Annotated in this window: 16 protein-coding genes; 11 read left to right on the top strand and 5 right to left on the bottom strand. The window is 44.4% G+C overall.

From position 1 onward, the window contains the following. Nucleotides 1–15: 15 nt before the first annotated feature. The 6 genes from rimM to VIN08_RS16385 all read left to right on the top strand — a co-directional run bounded on the left by rimM (nucleotide 16) and on the right by VIN08_RS16385 (nucleotide 6,589). Nucleotides 16–531, top strand: coding sequence for a ribosome maturation factor RimM (gene rimM / locus VIN08_RS16410; RefSeq protein ID WP_331967238.1), 516 nt, complete (start codon nucleotides 16–18; stop codon nucleotides 529–531). A 68-nt stretch (nucleotides 532–599) separates the two neighbouring features. Continuing rightward, nucleotides 600–1,274 (top strand): tRNA (guanosine(37)-N1)-methyltransferase TrmD, encoded by a 675-nt coding sequence (gene trmD, locus VIN08_RS16405; RefSeq protein ID WP_331967236.1) that lies wholly within the window; start codon nucleotides 600–602, stop codon nucleotides 1,272–1,274. A 118-nt stretch (nucleotides 1,275–1,392) separates the two neighbouring features. Next, the gene (gene rplS, locus VIN08_RS16400; protein WP_331967234.1) at nucleotides 1,393–1,746 is read left to right on the top strand and encodes a 50S ribosomal protein L19; all 354 of its coding nucleotides are present in this window, start codon (nucleotides 1,393–1,395) and stop codon (nucleotides 1,744–1,746) included. Nucleotides 1,747–2,023: 277 nt separating this feature from the next. Beyond that, nucleotides 2,024–3,094, top strand: coding sequence for a class I fructose-bisphosphate aldolase (locus tag VIN08_RS16395; RefSeq protein WP_331967232.1), 1,071 nt, complete (start codon nucleotides 2,024–2,026; stop codon nucleotides 3,092–3,094). 69 nt (nucleotides 3,095–3,163) lie between these two features. Continuing rightward, on the top strand, nucleotides 3,164–4,003 hold the full coding sequence (gene accD / locus VIN08_RS16390; protein ID WP_331967230.1) for an acetyl-CoA carboxylase, carboxyltransferase subunit beta: 840 nt from the start codon (nucleotides 3,164–3,166) through the stop codon (nucleotides 4,001–4,003). A gap of 138 nt (nucleotides 4,004–4,141) precedes the next feature. Next, complete coding sequence (locus tag VIN08_RS16385) at nucleotides 4,142–6,589, top strand: ABC transporter permease (protein WP_331967228.1); 2,448 nt, start codon at nucleotides 4,142–4,144, stop codon at nucleotides 6,587–6,589. 3 nt (nucleotides 6,590–6,592) lie between these two features. Here VIN08_RS16385 and VIN08_RS16380 read toward each other — a convergent pair whose 3' ends face one another. Next, nucleotides 6,593–8,059 (bottom strand): NAD(P)/FAD-dependent oxidoreductase, encoded by a 1,467-nt coding sequence (locus VIN08_RS16380; RefSeq protein ID WP_331967226.1) that lies wholly within the window; start codon nucleotides 8,057–8,059, stop codon nucleotides 6,593–6,595. Between the two features lie 15 nt (nucleotides 8,060–8,074). Here VIN08_RS16380 and VIN08_RS16375 point away from each other — a divergent pair, with 15 nt between their 5' ends. From VIN08_RS16375 to VIN08_RS16365, 3 genes are read left to right on the top strand one after another with little or no spacing between them, the layout of a single operon-like run. After that, nucleotides 8,075–8,665 (top strand): ATP-binding protein, encoded by a 591-nt coding sequence (locus VIN08_RS16375; protein WP_331967224.1) that lies wholly within the window; start codon nucleotides 8,075–8,077, stop codon nucleotides 8,663–8,665. After that, a complete protein-coding gene (locus tag VIN08_RS16370; protein ID WP_331967222.1) occupies nucleotides 8,662–9,897 on the top strand; it encodes an MFS transporter in 1,236 nt (411 codons plus the stop codon). The genes VIN08_RS16375 and VIN08_RS16370 overlap by 4 nt, the downstream gene beginning before the upstream one ends. Before the next feature lie 23 nt (nucleotides 9,898–9,920). Further along, nucleotides 9,921–10,322: a DUF2721 domain-containing protein gene (locus tag VIN08_RS16365; RefSeq protein WP_331967220.1), complete on the top strand. Its 402-nt coding sequence runs from the start codon at nucleotides 9,921–9,923 to the stop codon at nucleotides 10,320–10,322. Nucleotides 10,323–10,392: 70 nt separating this feature from the next. Here VIN08_RS16365 and VIN08_RS16360 read toward each other — a convergent pair whose 3' ends face one another. Next, nucleotides 10,393–10,701, bottom strand: a complete 309-nt coding sequence (locus VIN08_RS16360; RefSeq protein WP_331967218.1) for a hypothetical protein — start codon at nucleotides 10,699–10,701, stop codon at nucleotides 10,393–10,395. Nucleotides 10,702–10,881: 180 nt separating this feature from the next. Here VIN08_RS16360 and VIN08_RS16355 point away from each other — a divergent pair, with 180 nt between their 5' ends. Both VIN08_RS16355 and VIN08_RS16350 read left to right on the top strand, forming a co-directional pair. Then, nucleotides 10,882–11,991, top strand: coding sequence for a sensor histidine kinase (locus tag VIN08_RS16355; RefSeq protein ID WP_331967217.1), 1,110 nt, complete (start codon nucleotides 10,882–10,884; stop codon nucleotides 11,989–11,991). Next, nucleotides 11,988–12,710, top strand: a complete 723-nt coding sequence (locus tag VIN08_RS16350) for a LytTR family DNA-binding domain-containing protein (protein WP_331967215.1) — start codon at nucleotides 11,988–11,990, stop codon at nucleotides 12,708–12,710. The genes VIN08_RS16355 and VIN08_RS16350 overlap by 4 nt, the downstream gene beginning before the upstream one ends. Here VIN08_RS16350 and hemH read toward each other — a convergent pair. The 3 genes from hemH to VIN08_RS16335 form a co-directional block, all read right to left on the bottom strand. Beyond that, nucleotides 12,707–13,714 (bottom strand): ferrochelatase, encoded by a 1,008-nt coding sequence (hemH, locus tag VIN08_RS16345; protein ID WP_331967213.1) that lies wholly within the window; start codon nucleotides 13,712–13,714, stop codon nucleotides 12,707–12,709. The genes VIN08_RS16350 and hemH overlap by 4 nt on opposite strands. Nucleotides 13,715–13,798: 84 nt before the next feature. Next, nucleotides 13,799–14,965, bottom strand: a complete 1,167-nt coding sequence (locus tag VIN08_RS16340; protein WP_331967211.1) for a hypothetical protein — start codon at nucleotides 14,963–14,965, stop codon at nucleotides 13,799–13,801. Then, nucleotides 14,962–16,788, bottom strand: a complete 1,827-nt coding sequence (locus tag VIN08_RS16335; RefSeq protein WP_331967209.1) for a PAS domain S-box protein — start codon at nucleotides 16,786–16,788, stop codon at nucleotides 14,962–14,964. The genes VIN08_RS16340 and VIN08_RS16335 overlap by 4 nt, the downstream gene beginning before the upstream one ends. Between the last annotated feature and the right edge of the window lie 146 nt (nucleotides 16,789–16,934).

Below are 16,934 nucleotides of genomic sequence, written 5' to 3'. Positions count from 1 at the left end.
GTATAGATAGCTAAAATGAACATTGATTCCTGCTATAAAATCGGCTTGGTGCTAAAACCTCACGGTCTTAAGGGCGAGGTAACGATCTCTATTGATGCCGATATACCCAACGACTTTGCAACGCTGGATGCCGTGTTTCTGGCAAACCAGGAACGACTCGTTCCGTACTTTATTCAACATGCATCGGTACGGGGGGCCAAAGCATTTGTCAAGTTTGAAGATGTAGATTCTCCCGAAGAAGCAGCAAGGATATCAAAACAAGCTATATATCTTCCCAAAACAGCGCGTCCTAAATCTACGCGTGGAGAGTTCTACGATGATGAAGTTATAAACTTTGAAGTGATTGATGATACACTCGGCACGTTAGGAGAAGTTACTGAAGTGATGCAGGCAGGCGCCAACCGGTTGCTGGTATTAATGCATCAGAATAAAGAAGTTCTCATACCGATCAACAGTCCGTTTATTACGAGCGTAAACAAGTCTAAAAAGAGAATCAGCGTTAATCTTCCCGAAGGATTTTTAGATATTTGATAAGCTATATTCGAAGATACGTTTATCAGCCATCGCTATATATACATTTACATAAGAGTATATACCTCATGCATATCGACATCATTACAACATTGCCACGTTTAATTGAGAGTCCTTTTTCTGATTCTATTCTGAAAAGAGCGCAGGCAAAAGGTATTGTTACGGTTAATGTTGTAGACCTTCGCCAGTACTCTACCAACAAACATCGCACTACCGATGACTATGCTTTCGGTGGTGGAGCAGGTATGGTAATGATGATCGAACCAATTGATAATTGTATTGCCGACCTCAAATCGCAGCGCACATACGATGATATAATATATATGAGTCCGGATGGTCAACGCTTTTCACAAGCCATCGCGAACGAGCTCAGTCTGAAACAAAACCTGATCATTTTGTGTGGCCACTATAAAGGTGTTGATGAGCGCGTACGCGAGCACTTGATAACACGCGAAATCAGTATAGGCGACTATGTATTATCGGGCGGAGAGCTTGCTGCCGCTGTTGTTTCGGATGCTGTGATCCGGTTGATACCAGGCGTTTTATCGGACGAGACTTCAGCGTTAAGTGATTCTTTCCAGGACAATTTGATCGCGCCACCGGTTTATACACGCCCAGCAGAATACAAAGGCTGGAAGGTTCCGGACGTGTTATTATCCGGTCATGCCTCCAAAATTGAAGAGTGGCGACACGATCAATCGCTCGAAAGAACCCGCCAGCGCAGGCCCGAACTGTTGAAATAAGGCTTACAGAGCTTAAAATTTAAGACTTTGATAATTAATCACGTAAATCTTCCGGCTGGCTTCTGAATTTTACAATTCTTTCCATACATTTGCAGTCCATTTTCAAAACCATCGAGTTATGGCAGACTTAATTAAACTAGTTGAGCAGGAATTTGCGAAAGTCCGTGAATCTGTTCCCAGCTTCAATCCTGGTGATACTATCAACGTTCACGTGAAAATAAAAGAAGGTAACAAAGAGCGTGTACAGCAATTCCAGGGCACTGTAATCCAGCGCAGAGGATATGGCACGAACGGTGAAACCTTCACAGTGCGTAAAGTATCTAATGGTGTAGGTGTTGAGCGTATCTTCCCGATCGTATCTCCTACTATCGATAAGATCGAAGTAATTAAACAAGGTAAAGTTCGCAGAGCGAAACTGTACTACATGAAAGGCCGTCAAGGTAAAGCTGCTCGTATCAAGGAGAAACTCTAAGATCGAAGCACTCTTGAAAGTATATAGAAGCCATCCCCGAATCCGGGATGGTTTTTTTATTTCATAGCAGATGAATCTTTGGAGAAAGCAGGTTCGTCAATTCAAAAAAATGGCAGTCAATTTCGCCTCCATAAAGGTATATTCCGTTTTTATAAAATCTAACACGATTGCATACCCGCTAAAACCGCGAAATTTGCGCGGGTTAGCATACAATTAAATAATTGATAACTTTGTCCCCGCTCATTAAAAACCGTAACCAGACCAATAATTCACAATTATGGCAAAGAACATTGCAGAGCTTTTGGGCAAAGACGCAGACTATCTGTTGAAGCACCAAAGCAAAACTATTTCAAAGGAAAGGCTTCACCTTCCCAGCCCGAATTTTGTAGACAACATCTTCGCACAGTCGAACCGCTCTCCTCAAGTATTAAGAAGTCTCCAGCAGTTATACGGAACAGGACGTCTTGCCAATACCGGCTTCCTTTCTATCCTTCCGATCGATCAAGGTATCGAACACAGTGCCGGAGCATCTTTCGCCAAAAACCCTGATTACTTCGATCCTGAAAATATTGTAAAGCTTGCTATTGAAGGTGGTTGCAACGCAGTGGCTACTACTTACGGAGCATTAGCACTTATGTCGAGAAAGTATGCACACCGCATTCCTTTCATCGTAAAGATCAACCACAACGAATTGTTAACCTATCCTAACAAGGCTGACGAGATCATGTTCGGCTCTGTAGAGGATGCGTGGAACCTCGGTGCTGTTGCTGTAGGTGCTACTATATATTTCGGCTCTGACAATGCTACCCGCCAGATACAGGAAGTTTCTGCTGCATTCGAGAAAGCTCGTCAGTTAGGTCTGGCTACTATACTCTGGTGCTATACCCGTAACAACGCATTCAAACAAGGTGGTGTTGATTATCACGTATCGGCTGACCTTACCGGCCAGGCGAACCATCTTGGTGTAACTATCCAGGCTGACATCATCAAGCAAAAACTTGCTGAGAACAACGGTGGTTACAAAGCTCTTAATACAGGAGGAAGCAGCTACGGTAAACTTGATGAAAGAATCTATAGCGAGCTTACATCCGATCACCCGATCGATCTTTGCCGCTACCAGGTTGCTAACTGCTACATGGGCCGCGCAGGTTTGATCAGCTCAGGTGGTGAATCAAAAGGAGCAAGCGATCTTGCGGATGCAGTGCGCACAGCCGTTGTTAACAAACGCGCTGGTGGTACAGGCTTGATCTCCGGAAGAAAAGCATTCCAACGTCCATTGAAAGAAGGTGTAGAAATTCTGAATGCTATTCAGGATGTATACCTTGATAAGTCGGTTGACGTAGCATAATACACGAACGTAACAGGCCGATGTATCACTTCGATACATCGGCTTTATTTTTACTAAAATTTTTAACCCATGGCTTGGTTTAAACGCAGTGATAAAGGTATAGTAACACCCACGGAGTCGAAACGTGAGGTGCCTGACGGACTATGGTTTAAGTCGCCTGCCGGCAAGATCATTCACACACGTGAATTGAAAAGCAACGCTTACGTTGTGCCGGAAGAAGATTACCACGTGCGTATAGGTTCTGAAGAATACTTCGAGGTATTGTTTGACGACAACAAGTTCACCGAACTGGATGCGAACATGGAGTCTGCCGATCCGCTGAAATTCAAAGACACCAAACCTTATCCCAAGCGCATCAAAGAATCGCAGGAAAAATCACAGTTGAAAGATGCTGTGCGTACAGCATACGGCAAGATGAATGGTCTGGATATTACCATTGCCTGTATGGACTTCTCTTTTATAGGAGGCTCTATGGGTTCTGTGGTGGGCGAAAAAATAGCACGTGCTATGGATCACAGCCTCAAGAACAAAAAACCTTTCCTCATGATCTCCCGCTCAGGCGGTGCGCGTATGATGGAAGCCGGTTTATCGCTGATGCAAATGGCAAAAACTTCTGCCAAGATTGCTCAGCTCGATGCCGCTAAAGTTCCCTATATATCGCTGCTTACAGACCCTACTACGGGTGGTGTAACGGCTTCTTACGCTATGCTCGGAGATTTTAACATTGCCGAGCCCGGTTCTCTGATTGGTTTTGCCGGACCTCGCGTTATTCGCGAAACGATCGGGAAAGATTTGCCCAAAGGTTTTCAGAGTGCTGAATTTGTATTAGACCACGGATTCCTCGATTTTATAGTTGATCGCCGCAATCTGAAAAACAGACTTTCGTCACTGCTCAAAATGCTGCAGTAACATATAATAAAGTATATATACTTTAAAGATCGCCCGCTACCCCCGGGCGATTTTTTTGTGCCCTATAGGAGTCACTCCGACACCCATCCCGTTACGTACGGTATTGCTTTTTCGGAATTTACCGAAGAACTTACTGGTATGCTAAAAAACTATCTGCGCGTTGCCATCCGCAACCTCATCAAACAAAAGATCTATACTGCTATTAATGTATTGGGTCTTTCTATAGGCATTGCCAGTTGTCTGCTCATCGTCATTTTTGTTACGAATGAATTTTCGTACGATTCATTTCATAACAATGCCGCTAACATTTACAAAGTTAGTCTCGAGCGAAAGTATCCCAATCACTTTACCAACTACGCTGTTATACCTCATTCGTATGCCGATGTCATGCTGCGCGATTTTCCGGAAATTGCAAGCGCAATTAAAATGGGTGGCCCTCTCAACCAGGTTATCGTAAACTATAAAGATGCGCACGATGATGTAAAGCAGTTTGAAGAGAACTTTGTGATGGCAGCCGACTCCAACTTCTTTACTTTCTTCAGTATAAAATTAGTAAAGGGCGATCCACAGAAAGTACTCATCAATAAAACCGATATAGTAGTTACAGAAAAAACTGCCCAGCGCTATTTCGGTAAAGATGAACCCGTAGGCAAAACACTCCGGCTGTTCAACCAGGATTATCATGTTACCGGTATATGCGAGGACGTACCTGATAACTCGCACTTTAAATTCGATTTCCTGTTCAAGTGGGATGACAACTTCTTTGCAGACGGACAGCAAAGTAATTTTACAACATTTACTGCGCATGTATATATACAGTTGAAGCCGGGAGCGGATGCAAAAGCGCTTGAAGCAAAGTTCCCGAAGATGGTTGATACCTATGCTGCAGCACAGATTGAAAACGACCTCGGTAAATCGTGGGCGGACTATAAACGTGAGGGGAATGGCTATACATATTTCCTGCAACCGCTTACCACTATACATCTCGATCCGCGCAACATAGAAGCCAAGATGCAGCCGGGAGGAAATATACACTATATATACTTTCTGATAGCAGTAGCCATTCTTATACTGGTTATAGCCTGTATAAATTTCATGAACCTTGCAACAGCTCGCTCAGCTGAGCGTGCGCGCGAAGTAGGTGTGCGCAAAGCCATGGGTTCTTTAAAAGGACAACTGGTCATCCAGTTTCTGGTGGAGTCGATTGTGCTGAGTGTATTCGCCACGGTACTGGCATTAGGCATAGCATTGCTGGTGTTGCCATCGTTCAATAATCTCGTTGATAAACATCTCATTATTGACTTAACCGGTATACTCCCCGTTGTATTAACAGGCGTTGCTTTGCTCGTAGGTTTTTTAGCCGGGAGTTATCCTGCCTTTGCATTATCGTCCTTTAACCCGGTGCTGGTTATGAAAGGTAATTTCAGCAGCAGTACAAGAGGTTCGTGGCTACGTAATGGTTTGGTTGTTTTCCAGTTCTTTATCTCGATCATATTAATAGTAGGTACACTTGTAGTAGCAGAGCAAATGCAGTACATGCAACGCAAGTCGCTGGGGTACGATAAAGAGCAATTGCTAATCGTTGAGCGAGCTTTTGCTTTGCAGAACAAAACAAAAACATTTATCGAAGAAATGAGACGCATGGCCGAAGTTGAAAAAGCCGCAAGCTCGTTCTCTCTGCTCGGCAGACAAGGAGATTTTCCGGGAGCACAATTTACTCCGGAAGGTTCTTCCGAAATACTTACCACTAAGTCGATGGGTATTGACGATTACTTTTCTGAAACGGTAGGTTTTGAATTTACACAAGGCCATGGCTTCTCCACCGAAACCAATGATTCACTTTCTATCATTCTCAATGAAACGGCAGTAAAGACTTTGGATATAGCAGATCCTGTTGGCAAAAAACTATCCCGTGTACAGCGAAATCAGGCGGGCAATGTTACCATACAATATACTATCATCGGCATTATTAAAGACTTCAACTTTCAATCATTGCGCGATCCGGTTACACCACTCGCTATACAAAGCAACGAAAGTTTTGGCGGTGGTTCAGGCTATATATACCTGCGCACTAAAGGTAAAAATGCAACAGGCGTGATACAGGCAGCAGAAGCATCGTGGAAGACCCTTGTGCCCGATCAACCTTTCAAGTATCAATTCCTCGATCAAAACCTGATGGCACAATATGAGTCTGAGAAAAGAGCCGGAACGGTGTTCGGTATATTTTCAGGTCTTGCTATAATTATAGCCTGCGTTGGTTTGTTTGGCCTCGCGGCCTATACGGCAAGCCTCCGCACCAAAGAGATTGGCATTCGCAAAGTATTGGGTGCTTCGGTAGGTAGCATCGTGGTATTACTATCGAAAGATTTTACGCGACTTATATTCTTCGCCTTTATACTGGCAACACCATTAGCCTGGTATATTATGCACAGTTGGCTACAGGGTTTTGCTTATCGCATTGAACTGGGTATAGGTGTATTTATACTGGCAGGTATAACAGCGCTGCTCATTGCATGGATCACCGTAAGCTATCAGTCTATAAAGGCAGCATTATTAAATCCGGTTAAATCACTCAAGAGCGAGTAACAATTATACAGTCACTATAGAGTCAACCACTTCCTGCGAAGCACGCTCGGCCGATTGAAGTGCTCCGCTGATGGTGCCATATTCCCCGGCATTATCAGTAGCCTCTCCGGCAAAGAAAAGTTTTTTATCGATGGCTTCTGCTAAATCAAGTTTATCCTGGTTGGAGCCTCCGGCTTTTATATAGGCTGTGCCTCCACCTATATACGGCTCTTTCGACCAGTCCATGATTACATATAGTATATTATTCTGTCCGTCTCTGCGCACATTCTCTGTGGCTTGTCCATTAAACACAGCATCGAGTTCGGCAAGAATAACCAGCACCATATCTTTACCCTTGGCAGAGAGCTCCGCAGCCTTTGGTCCCTGTATAGTTATATCCAGCGTTTTGTGTGCATCATCGCGACCAAGACCTGCATTATAATATTGTGGTGCTTGTGTACCACCATATATATACGTGCTGTTCGCTCCCCAGAAATTCTTTTTAAACTCAAGACGTACGCGGATGCTGGCATCCATCGCCATGCGCGATAATGCTGTTGTCTTAGCCGATGGTAACGCCGGACTAAACGCAATCAATCCTGATTTTAAAATCGATACAGGAACGGTTACGATCAAACGATCTACTTCGGCAGTAAACGATCCGGCACCGGTCGTATCGCCACTCACTACAATTTTATCACCGCTATAATTAACACTCTTCACTACGCTGTTCACCTCCACATAGGGTATAACATTGCTGAATCGTGAGAGCAGCGCATCTTCCATCAGGTTAGATTTGAGTACAAACTGCTGGTTGTTTCGTGTTTGCAGTGCCAACGCTTCGGCTACTGCTTTTGCACCAAGCTGATCATCAGACGTACCCAGTCTATTCCCGATCCATGAATTTAATATAGCATACATGCGACTGTTAATAGCCGCTCCCGCTATAGCTTGTTGTACAGAACCGGTGCTGGTATTGGAAGCAAGATTGGTTACAAAGTTTTGTGCTGCTATAAAATCTGCATCACCTGCCAAATCAGCAGCCGTCTTTATCGTGCCGTCTACGAAATAGCTTTCGGAACCGAGTGTACCAAACTCAACCATTTGTACATTTAACTGACTGATGATCTTTCCCCAGGCGGAATCTGCACCCAATACAAACTGTGCTCCCAGCTCGGTTGGATATGTACTGGTAGGTAAATTATCCGGATCGAAAAGTAAAGCAGTCGATGGCTGTGTTAACCGTTGCAACGAACGCACGCGACCACCGATACGATCAGACGCTTCGAAGATTCTTACCGGTATGCCTTTGCTTCGCAGAATATCTGCTACATGCAAACCGGCTGCACCGGCACCAATTACACCAACAACACCATCGTAGGTTATTTCAGGTTTAGGATCGTCTGACTTACACGAACTTAACCACGCAGGAAAAATCAATCCTGCCGAAACGCCAAGTCCTATATGCTGTAATGCCTCTCTTCTCTTCACCTGGACAAATGTTTTATGATATTGACCAATAAATTTCCGGGAAATATAAACGATTTTCGCATTATGAATGCCTTCGATCTGCCCGCTATCAAGAAAGTCGCGATAATCGGTCCGGAATGCACGGGGAAATCCGATCTGTCAAAATTTCTGGCCGAACGTTTCAACACTGTATGGATACCAGAATATGCCCGTGGCTATATTGATCATCTTGTACGCCCCTATAATCAGCAGGATCTTCTCACCATTGCTCACGGACAATTACGATTGGAAGACGAGTGGATGCGCGATGCAAATCGTGTGTTGATCTGCGATACCAATCTATACGTGATTAAAGTATGGAGTGAATTCAAGTATGGTAACTGTCACGAAGAAATACTGACCAGCATCGCTACACGTCAATACGACCTGTACCTCCTCACATATATAGATATACCCTGGGAGAATGATCCGCAACGCGAGCATCCGGAACAACGTGAGAACCTGTACAATATATACCTTCAGGAAATGAAGAATCAGTCTGTGCCGTTTGTTGAAATAAAAGGTGAACGCGAGCAACGAAGAAAACTGGCAGCCGATGCCATTGAAAAGATTTTAACAACTGCATGAGTACTATTTCTCCCTACGCGGCTTTACAAATACGCGACTATCGATATTTTATTTCTGCACGCTTCTGTATTACACTGGCTATACAAATTCAAGCGGTAGTAGTGGCGTGGCAGGTATACGAAATCACCAAAGATGCTTTGTCGCTGGGGCTCATCGGGCTTGCCGAAGCTATACCTTCTATAGGTGTATCGCTCTATGCCGGGCACGTAGCCGATGTTGTGCAGCGCAAAAAGATCATTACGCTCTGTGTAACCACCTTGCTGCTTTGCTCCATACTGCTGCTCTTCTTCACGCTGGAGCCCGGACAGTTCTTTCTGCACATGGGCGTTATACCCATCTATACTGTAATCTTTGTAAGTGGTGTGGCCCGTGGTTTTCTTACTCCTGCTGTATTTGCTTTTATGCCACAGCTTGTGCCACGCGAACTCTATAGCAATGCTATTACCTGGAACAGTACACTATGGGAAACAGCTTCCCTGTCAGGTCCGCCACTGGGAGGATTGCTCTACGGATTCTTCGGTATATCGGTAGCGTACGCAACGGATGCCCTACTGGTTTTTGCCGGTTTGATGCTCATGTTTATGGTAACGGATAAACCTCTGCCGACGGTTTCGGAAGAAGAGGGCATTGTAGAGAAGATCAAGGCAGGACTGCGTTTTGTGTTCAACAACAAGATTGTGCTGGGTGCTATATCGCTCGATCTGTTTGCCGTATTGTTCGGAGGTGCTGTAGCGCTGCTCCCTATATTTGCCGACACTATTTTACATGTAGGTAAAATAGGACTCGGCTTCCTCCGTGCTGCTCCCGGAGTAGGCGCGTTACTCATGGCACTATACCTGGTGCATAATCCGATCAAGAAAAATACCGGTGCTATATTATTTTATTGTGTAGCCGGTTTCGGTGTATGCATGATCCTGTTTGGCCTTTCCACCAGCTTCTGGCTCTCGATGTTCTTATTAATGATGAGTGGTATATTTGATTGCGTGAGCGTTATCATTCGCGGCACCCTCCTGCAAACACTTACACCCGAAAACATGAAAGGAAGAGTATCGGCCGTGAACCATATATTTATAGGATCGTCTAACGAAATTGGTATGTTCGAATCCGGAGTAGCAGCACGTCTGCTTGGCGTTGTGCCTTCTGTAATTTTTGGTGGGTTCATGACCATCGGTGTAGTGGGCATTACCAGCTGGCTATCCAAATCACTCCGAACACTACAACGCATTGAATAAGTATACAGTAAATATATAGTGCCATGCTTGAAATGTCTATTAATACACCGGCCCTGCTATTTCCGGCAATCACGCTGCTGATGCTGGCCTATACCAATCGCTTTCTGGCATTGGCTACCTTGATCCGGAATCTTCATGCCAAGTATAAAACCATTCACGAAGATCACGAAGTTATCAAAGCACAGATCCGGAATCTAAAGCGCAGACTGGTGCTGGTAAAACACATGCAAGGCGCTGGCATAACCAGTTTTTTCTTTTGCGTGCTCAGTATGCTTTTCTTTTATCTTCAGAATGAAGTATGGGCTGTGGGTATATTCGGACTAAGCCTGGTGTTTCTGCTCCTGTCGCTCGCGCTTTCACTCAACGAAATATATATCAGCACCAAAGCGCTGGAGATTGAGTTGAAAGACATGGAAGGCGTTTAAGGTATATATATACTCCATAAAACAAAAAAGCCCGGCTATCTCGTAGCCGGGCGAACCATTTAATCTAAATTCAAATCGATTTCTTCGATTTGTGCTTTTGAGAAGTGATCATCGTCCGCTCCTGGTAATTCTTTAATAGCTGATTCAGCTTTCGCTGATATTTCGGTTTACGTATATCAATGTATATGTTATCGAGTTTCACCTCGTGCATAAGCTGGTTGCTCTGATCATAAAATCGCACAATAGAATATTGCTTATTCACGGCATTGGTTTCCACTACCCAGTAGATCGATTTCTCCTGGCCGAACGACTGCACTGACACGGCAGCCTGTACCACTACAAAAAGTACAGCTGCTAAAAGGGTTGTTTTCGGTTTCATATCTCTATTCGTTATGGTATGAAATACGGTAAGACACCTGCTATATTTTCATGCAACTGACCGATGCATGGTATTTTTAGACTGACCTGGCAACTTCTGTGATGAACGTGTTCCGTCTACGATTCAGTCACTTTCGTCTACAAATGAACGGATCATCAAACTTTCATCGCCTGATCGAGTATGTTTATACAGATGGATAGTTTTTTTTCAAAACTGGTTCTTTCCGATAGTAGCGGTTATCGCATTAGCCGCCACACTATTTTCTGGATAGCATGCTGGGCCTTTCAGGGATTTATCTATGGCTTTTACTACCTGGACGGAAGGGCGCGCAACATCTTTCCTATATCGTTCGTAGAGTCGCTCATCTTTTTACCACAGCATATATTTCTGAGTTATGCTATTATATACTATGCCTTGCCACGGTATATATTTCGTGAAAAATACTGGACTGGCTTTCTGCTGGTAATTTTGCTGATGTTGATCACGGCAGCTATGTCACCCCTGCTCAACTATAATCTGATTCGGCCATTCCGCCAAAGCATTCAATTTCCGTTAAAGCCCTTCACGTTCTTCTACTCTTTTATGGGAGGATTGCGCGGTTCATTAACCGTGGCAGGTTTTGCCGTAGCGATTAAACTGGTAAAGACCTGGTATAGAAAAAAGATCGAGAATGAGCAACTGGAAAAAGAACGCGTAAAAGCAGAGTTAGAAGTATTAAAGGGGCAGATCCATCCGCACTTCATGTTCAATACATTGAACAGTATATATTCATTGGCATTGAAACGATCAGACGAAACTCCGGAAGCGATTCTGAAACTCTCGCAGTTGATGCGCTATATATTAACCGAATGTGCCAAGCCCGTGGTGCCGCTATCAAAAGAGGTAGAAGTATTGCAGCACTATATCGAGTTGGAGAAATCGCGCTTTGGTGATCGGCTGGATATAGCCGTAAATATTCGGGGCGACCTGGATTCAGCTACTATTGCTCCGCTGTTACTCCTTCCCTTTCTTGAAAACAGTTTCAAGCACGGAGCCAATGAAATGGTGGAGCAGGCATGGATTAGTCTTGACCTACATGTTCAGGGAGGTATTTTAAAATTCAAACTGATCAACGGACGCTCGGTTGATAACGAGAACCCTAACTCTATTCACATCGGCTTACAAAATGTGAAGAAGAGATTGCAATTACTATATCCAAATGGTCATGACCTGCGTATTACTGAAGACGAAGATACTTTTGTGATATCGCTAACAGTTACCCTGAACGCGATCAAACTGATTGAAGCATGACCCCTGCGAAATTACGCTGCTTGCTGGTAGATGATGAACCTCCGGCTCTTGATATTCTGCGAACTTACATCGAGGCTACTCCTATGTTGGAAATAGCGGGCTCGTGTCATCATGCTATGGCTGCGTTTGACTTCATTCAGAAAAATCAGGTTGATCTTATTTTCCTCGATATCAACATGCCGAAACTTACCGGTATAGATTTTCTGCGCGCACTGCCTTCACCTCCCAAAGTAATTTTTACAACCGCGCATCGCGACTATGCTGTGGATGGATTTGAGTTGGGAGCCGTGGATTACCTGCTGAAGCCATACTCGCTCGATCGCTTTCTTCGCGCTGTGCATCGCGCTATAAATCCGGAACAGAAACAACAGACTATAGGAAAAGAAACGATCACGGCTGAGAACGATCGCTTCCTCTATGTGCGTGCCGATCGCAAAATGGTAAAGATCATGGTGGATGAGATCCGCTATATCGAGAGCCTGAAAGATTATGTGCGAATTTTTTTGCCGGAGAAACAAGTGATCACCAAGCAAACTATAACTGCACTGGAAGAAATGTTACCGGAGCACGACTTCATGCGTATACATCGTTCGTTCATTGTTGCCCTGAACAAGATCGACTCCTATAATCTCAACTCGGTATATATAGGCAAAACAGAGTTACCGATCGGCCCGCTCTATAAACACGAACTGGCCAAGCGGCTCAATTCTTCTCTTTAGTTTTCCAGCACTAATTCTTTCAAACACTTTATCCATAGCGGGTGGTCGTTGAGGCTTTCTACAAGCTGCACTTTTTCGCCACCGTGTTCATGAAAAATCTCCTGGTACTCATCACCAATTTCAATTACAGTTTCGAGACAGTCGGCAGTAAAGGCTGGTGAGAACACGAGTAATTTCTTCATGCCCTTGCGGCCACTCTCGCGTACAACTTCATCGGAGAAAGGTTTGAGCCATTTCTGGTCAAGCCGCGACTGAAAGCACACCGTATATTTATCAGCAGGTATATTTAGCTTCTCTGCCAGCAAGCGCGTTGTTGCATAACAGGTGGCTTTATAGCAGAACTTATTCTCTTCGTCTACTTCGTGTTCACAATTATGTCCGGCACAGAGACCATTGGTATATACCTTGTCAACCTGGCGCTCAGGCAGTCCGTGGTAAGAGAACAACACATGATCATAATCGTTGATGTTGTATTTTTTACCGCGCGCAGCAAAAGCTTCTATAAAAGTTGGGTGATCGTAATACTGACTGATCAATTTTACTTCCGGCACAACCCACCACTGGCGTATCACACGCATCACTTCTTCTAATGCAGAACCGGTTGATGCCGATGCATACTGTGGAAACATAGGCAATACAATAATGCGGCTATAATTCTTTTTCCGCATCGCCTCAAGCACATCCGGAATGGAAGGATTTTTATAGCGCATCGCGAGATGTACTTCATAATCCTGAGGCAACTCCTGTTGTAATAAACGCTTGGCCTCTTCGCTATAGTAAAGCAATGGAGAACCATTCGCAGTCCAAAGCTTCTGGTATATTTTGGCAGATTTAGGCGCGCGAAAGGGAACGATGATCAGGTTCACCAGTATCTTGCGCCAAAGCCACGGTATATCAATTACGCGTGGATCGTTCAAAAATTGTGAGAGGTAAGAGCGTACATCGCTCACCGATGGGCTGTCAGGCGTGCCCAGGTTAATTAAAAGGACTCCGGTTTTGCTCATGATTCAAAATCGCGCTGCAAGTTAATCGAAATTGAATTAACACATGAGTTCAAAAGAAGTTTCAGCGATTCTTAAAAAACGCAGTTATTTTAATATGGGAGCACGCTTAAAAGGCCTGGTCTCATCAAAAAGTTTTCGATAGGTGGCATGACGCTTGGATACATCGGCTCCAACCTGCTCTACTACCAAAATCATTTTAGGGTTGAAATCACCAATCCAGTTCATTTCATACTGCTCGTAACGCTGCTCGGGCTGCAACACATCGCGCGCGTTAATGATCATAGCTCCATCAAGTCCTTTACCCTGATGCTCAGGCACTACTCCGAACAGTATACCAAATGCTTTCTTGTTGGTTCTTCTGAAGGTGTGCCATATAAATTTAAGTTTACCCAACCAGTCGAGCTTGCCGTTTACATACTTAAAGATCTGGTTGATCTCGGGCAACGACAAAAAAAATGATACAGGCTCGCCTTTATAAAATCCAAAGTATAAAAGCTTCGGATCCATGATCGGCTTCATTTGCTTTACCAGCATTTTTGCCTGTGCCATGGTAATCTCCGGATTTTCCGAACGGTTTGCCCATGCCTTGTTATATACCGTCATCAAATACTCAGGCAGTTTATCCATTTCATCTTTTCGCAGATAGCGAAAATCATAATCCGGATCTCTGCGCGCTATATCTGCTTTTTCTTGCAGGCGTGGCGACAACGGCCCCTGTATACTACGAGCATAGGTAAACTGGTAGAAATATACCTGAAAGCCATACGCTTCGAAAAAATCTTTATAGTACGGAAAATTATAGTTGCATTGATAGTTGGGCTCGCGGTCAAAACCTTCAATGAGCAAACCCCACCAGCGATCGCGGCTCCCGAAATTTACCGGGCCGTCCATCGCCTCCATGCCTTTCGACTGAAGCCATGCTTTGCATTGATCAAAAAGCATGAAGGCTGCCGTGCGATCATGTATACATTCAAAGAAACCCATGCCACCAGTAGGCTGGTCGTTGCCTTTGTGCACGATCTTTTCGTTTACAAAAGCTGCTACACGACCAATGGTTTCTCCCGCATCGTTCTTCATGATCCAGCGGATACACTGGCCATGACGAAAAGCTTTATTTTTTTCAGCATCAAAAACACTTTCCACATCGTTATCGAGCGGACGTATCCAGGCCGGTTCGTTTCTATATAGATGTACCGGAAATACAACAAACTCACGCGCAAGCTGCGGTGTTGTTACTTCAATAATTTTCATCGCTGTTCAACAACTTGTGACTGAGGAGTGGGTACAACCAGGTTAACCCGGTTAGGCAGAATAATATGGAAGCGTGTTCCTATATTCAGCTGACTGGCCACGGTGATCTGGCCGCCCAGTTTCTCTACGGCATTTTTTACGATATATAGGCCTATACCAGAACCGTCTGACTGTTCTGTGGCACGATAGAACATTTCAAAAATCTTGGCGAGACTAACATCATCTATACCTATACCATTATCGGCAAAGCTGATCTCTGCACGATGGTTGTCGATATATATTTTTACATCGATCTGTGGTTTCGCTATAGCAAGCTGGCGATACTTTACGGCATTCGAAATAAGGTTCCGGAATATCTCGGATATACGCCACGGATCGCTATAAAATATTTCGCCTTCAACCTTTACGTTGCGCACCATTTCTTTGGCGCCATCCAGATAATTCAAATCCTGGAATGTGCGATCGATGATCTGCTCGAAATCAACCTGGCTGGTGGTAACATCCATCTTCAGATTTTTCGAGTGACTCAGCACATCGCCAATGAAGTGATCGAGGTGCTGTACTTTTTCACCGATAATATCAATGTAATCCATCGGGTTGTCGGTATTACCCGGCAGCCGCGCAAGATTTACCAGCCCGAGTATAGATGATAGCGGAGCTCGGAGATCGTGCGAAACTTTATAAACAAAATTATCCAGCTCCGTATTCCGGATCTTCAATTCATCTTCTACTTTTTTGCGATCGGTAAAGTCTACATATACACCATATATACCAATGGTTTGGTGATCGAGCATTACCGGCATTCCGTAGAGTATAACATTGATCAGCTTGCCGTTTCTGGTCTTGCGAATGGTTTCGATACTTACAATGCGATTGGCCGTGATCAGGTTGTTGAGATCAACACCTTCGTGCACCAGTTCTTCCGGAACTATAAAATCATTTATACTCTTGCCCTTCAGTTCTTCCAGTGTAAAGCCGAACATTTCTTCAAAGCCTTTGTTCACCTGCTCAACTTTCCCCATGTCGTTGAGCTGCACAACGGCCATCGGTATATTTTGGAAGAGCTGCGTGAGCAGCGTTTCGTTTTTCTTGATGCGCTCTTCGGTTTGCTTGCGCTCGGTTATATCGCGGAAAATTACCTGCACACACGCTTCGCCTTGAAAGGTAAATGGCGATGACATGGTTTCTACATCGATGATCTTTCCATCAATGCGCACATATTTTTGTTCTACCATCGGGGCAAGTATACCGCCACCTTCTTTCATTCTTCGTGCTATGCGCTGATGATAGTCGGGATGAACAAAGTTCAGTACATCGGTACCGATAAGACCAGTAGATTTCTTGCTGCCCAGAATCTGGTATGCCTGCGAATTGGCAAATACGAGCTTGCCTTGCTTATGTATAACTATACCTATAGGAAGCCGGTCTACCAGTGAAAGGTAGCGCTGTTCACTTTCTTTAGCTAGTTCTTTACGCTCCGTTATATCCTGAATTACTCCACGCCTGATGATGACTCCGTCAGCCGTTTGTTCGTGATTAGATCGTACTTCCACCCAGATTATGTTTTCCTTTACCCTCATGCGCCCTTCCCAATTCCAGTCCCTTCCATCTTCAATACAGCGCGCAGAAGATTCCTGCTGTGCATCGCGATCCTCCTCATGTACTATCGAATCAAGCAGTGCAGCATCCGCCATAATCGCTTCCGGGGCCAGGCCAACTATAGTACTACTGGATTCACTTACAAATGTGAACTTGCACTGGCCATCAGGATAGATTGTGTATTCGTAAATAATCGCGGGGAGGTGCCTGATAAGATCCTGCATAGTATTTATACTGGCAAACGCGTTGACATTGAATTTACAGGGTCTTTCAAAGGGTTTGGGTTCGAGCCTTGCAAGATAACTCCACAGACCTAACAAAACAACGACCACATTTGGTTTGTCGAATTTTTATACCGTTCATACCCTAA

The organism is Ohtaekwangia sp. (genome assembly GCF_036568665.1).
Classification (GTDB): Bacteria; Bacteroidota; Bacteroidia; order Cytophagales; family Cyclobacteriaceae; genus Ohtaekwangia.
Note: the sequence above shows the minus strand (reverse complement) of the source record. Positions and strands in the feature narration are given on the sequence as shown.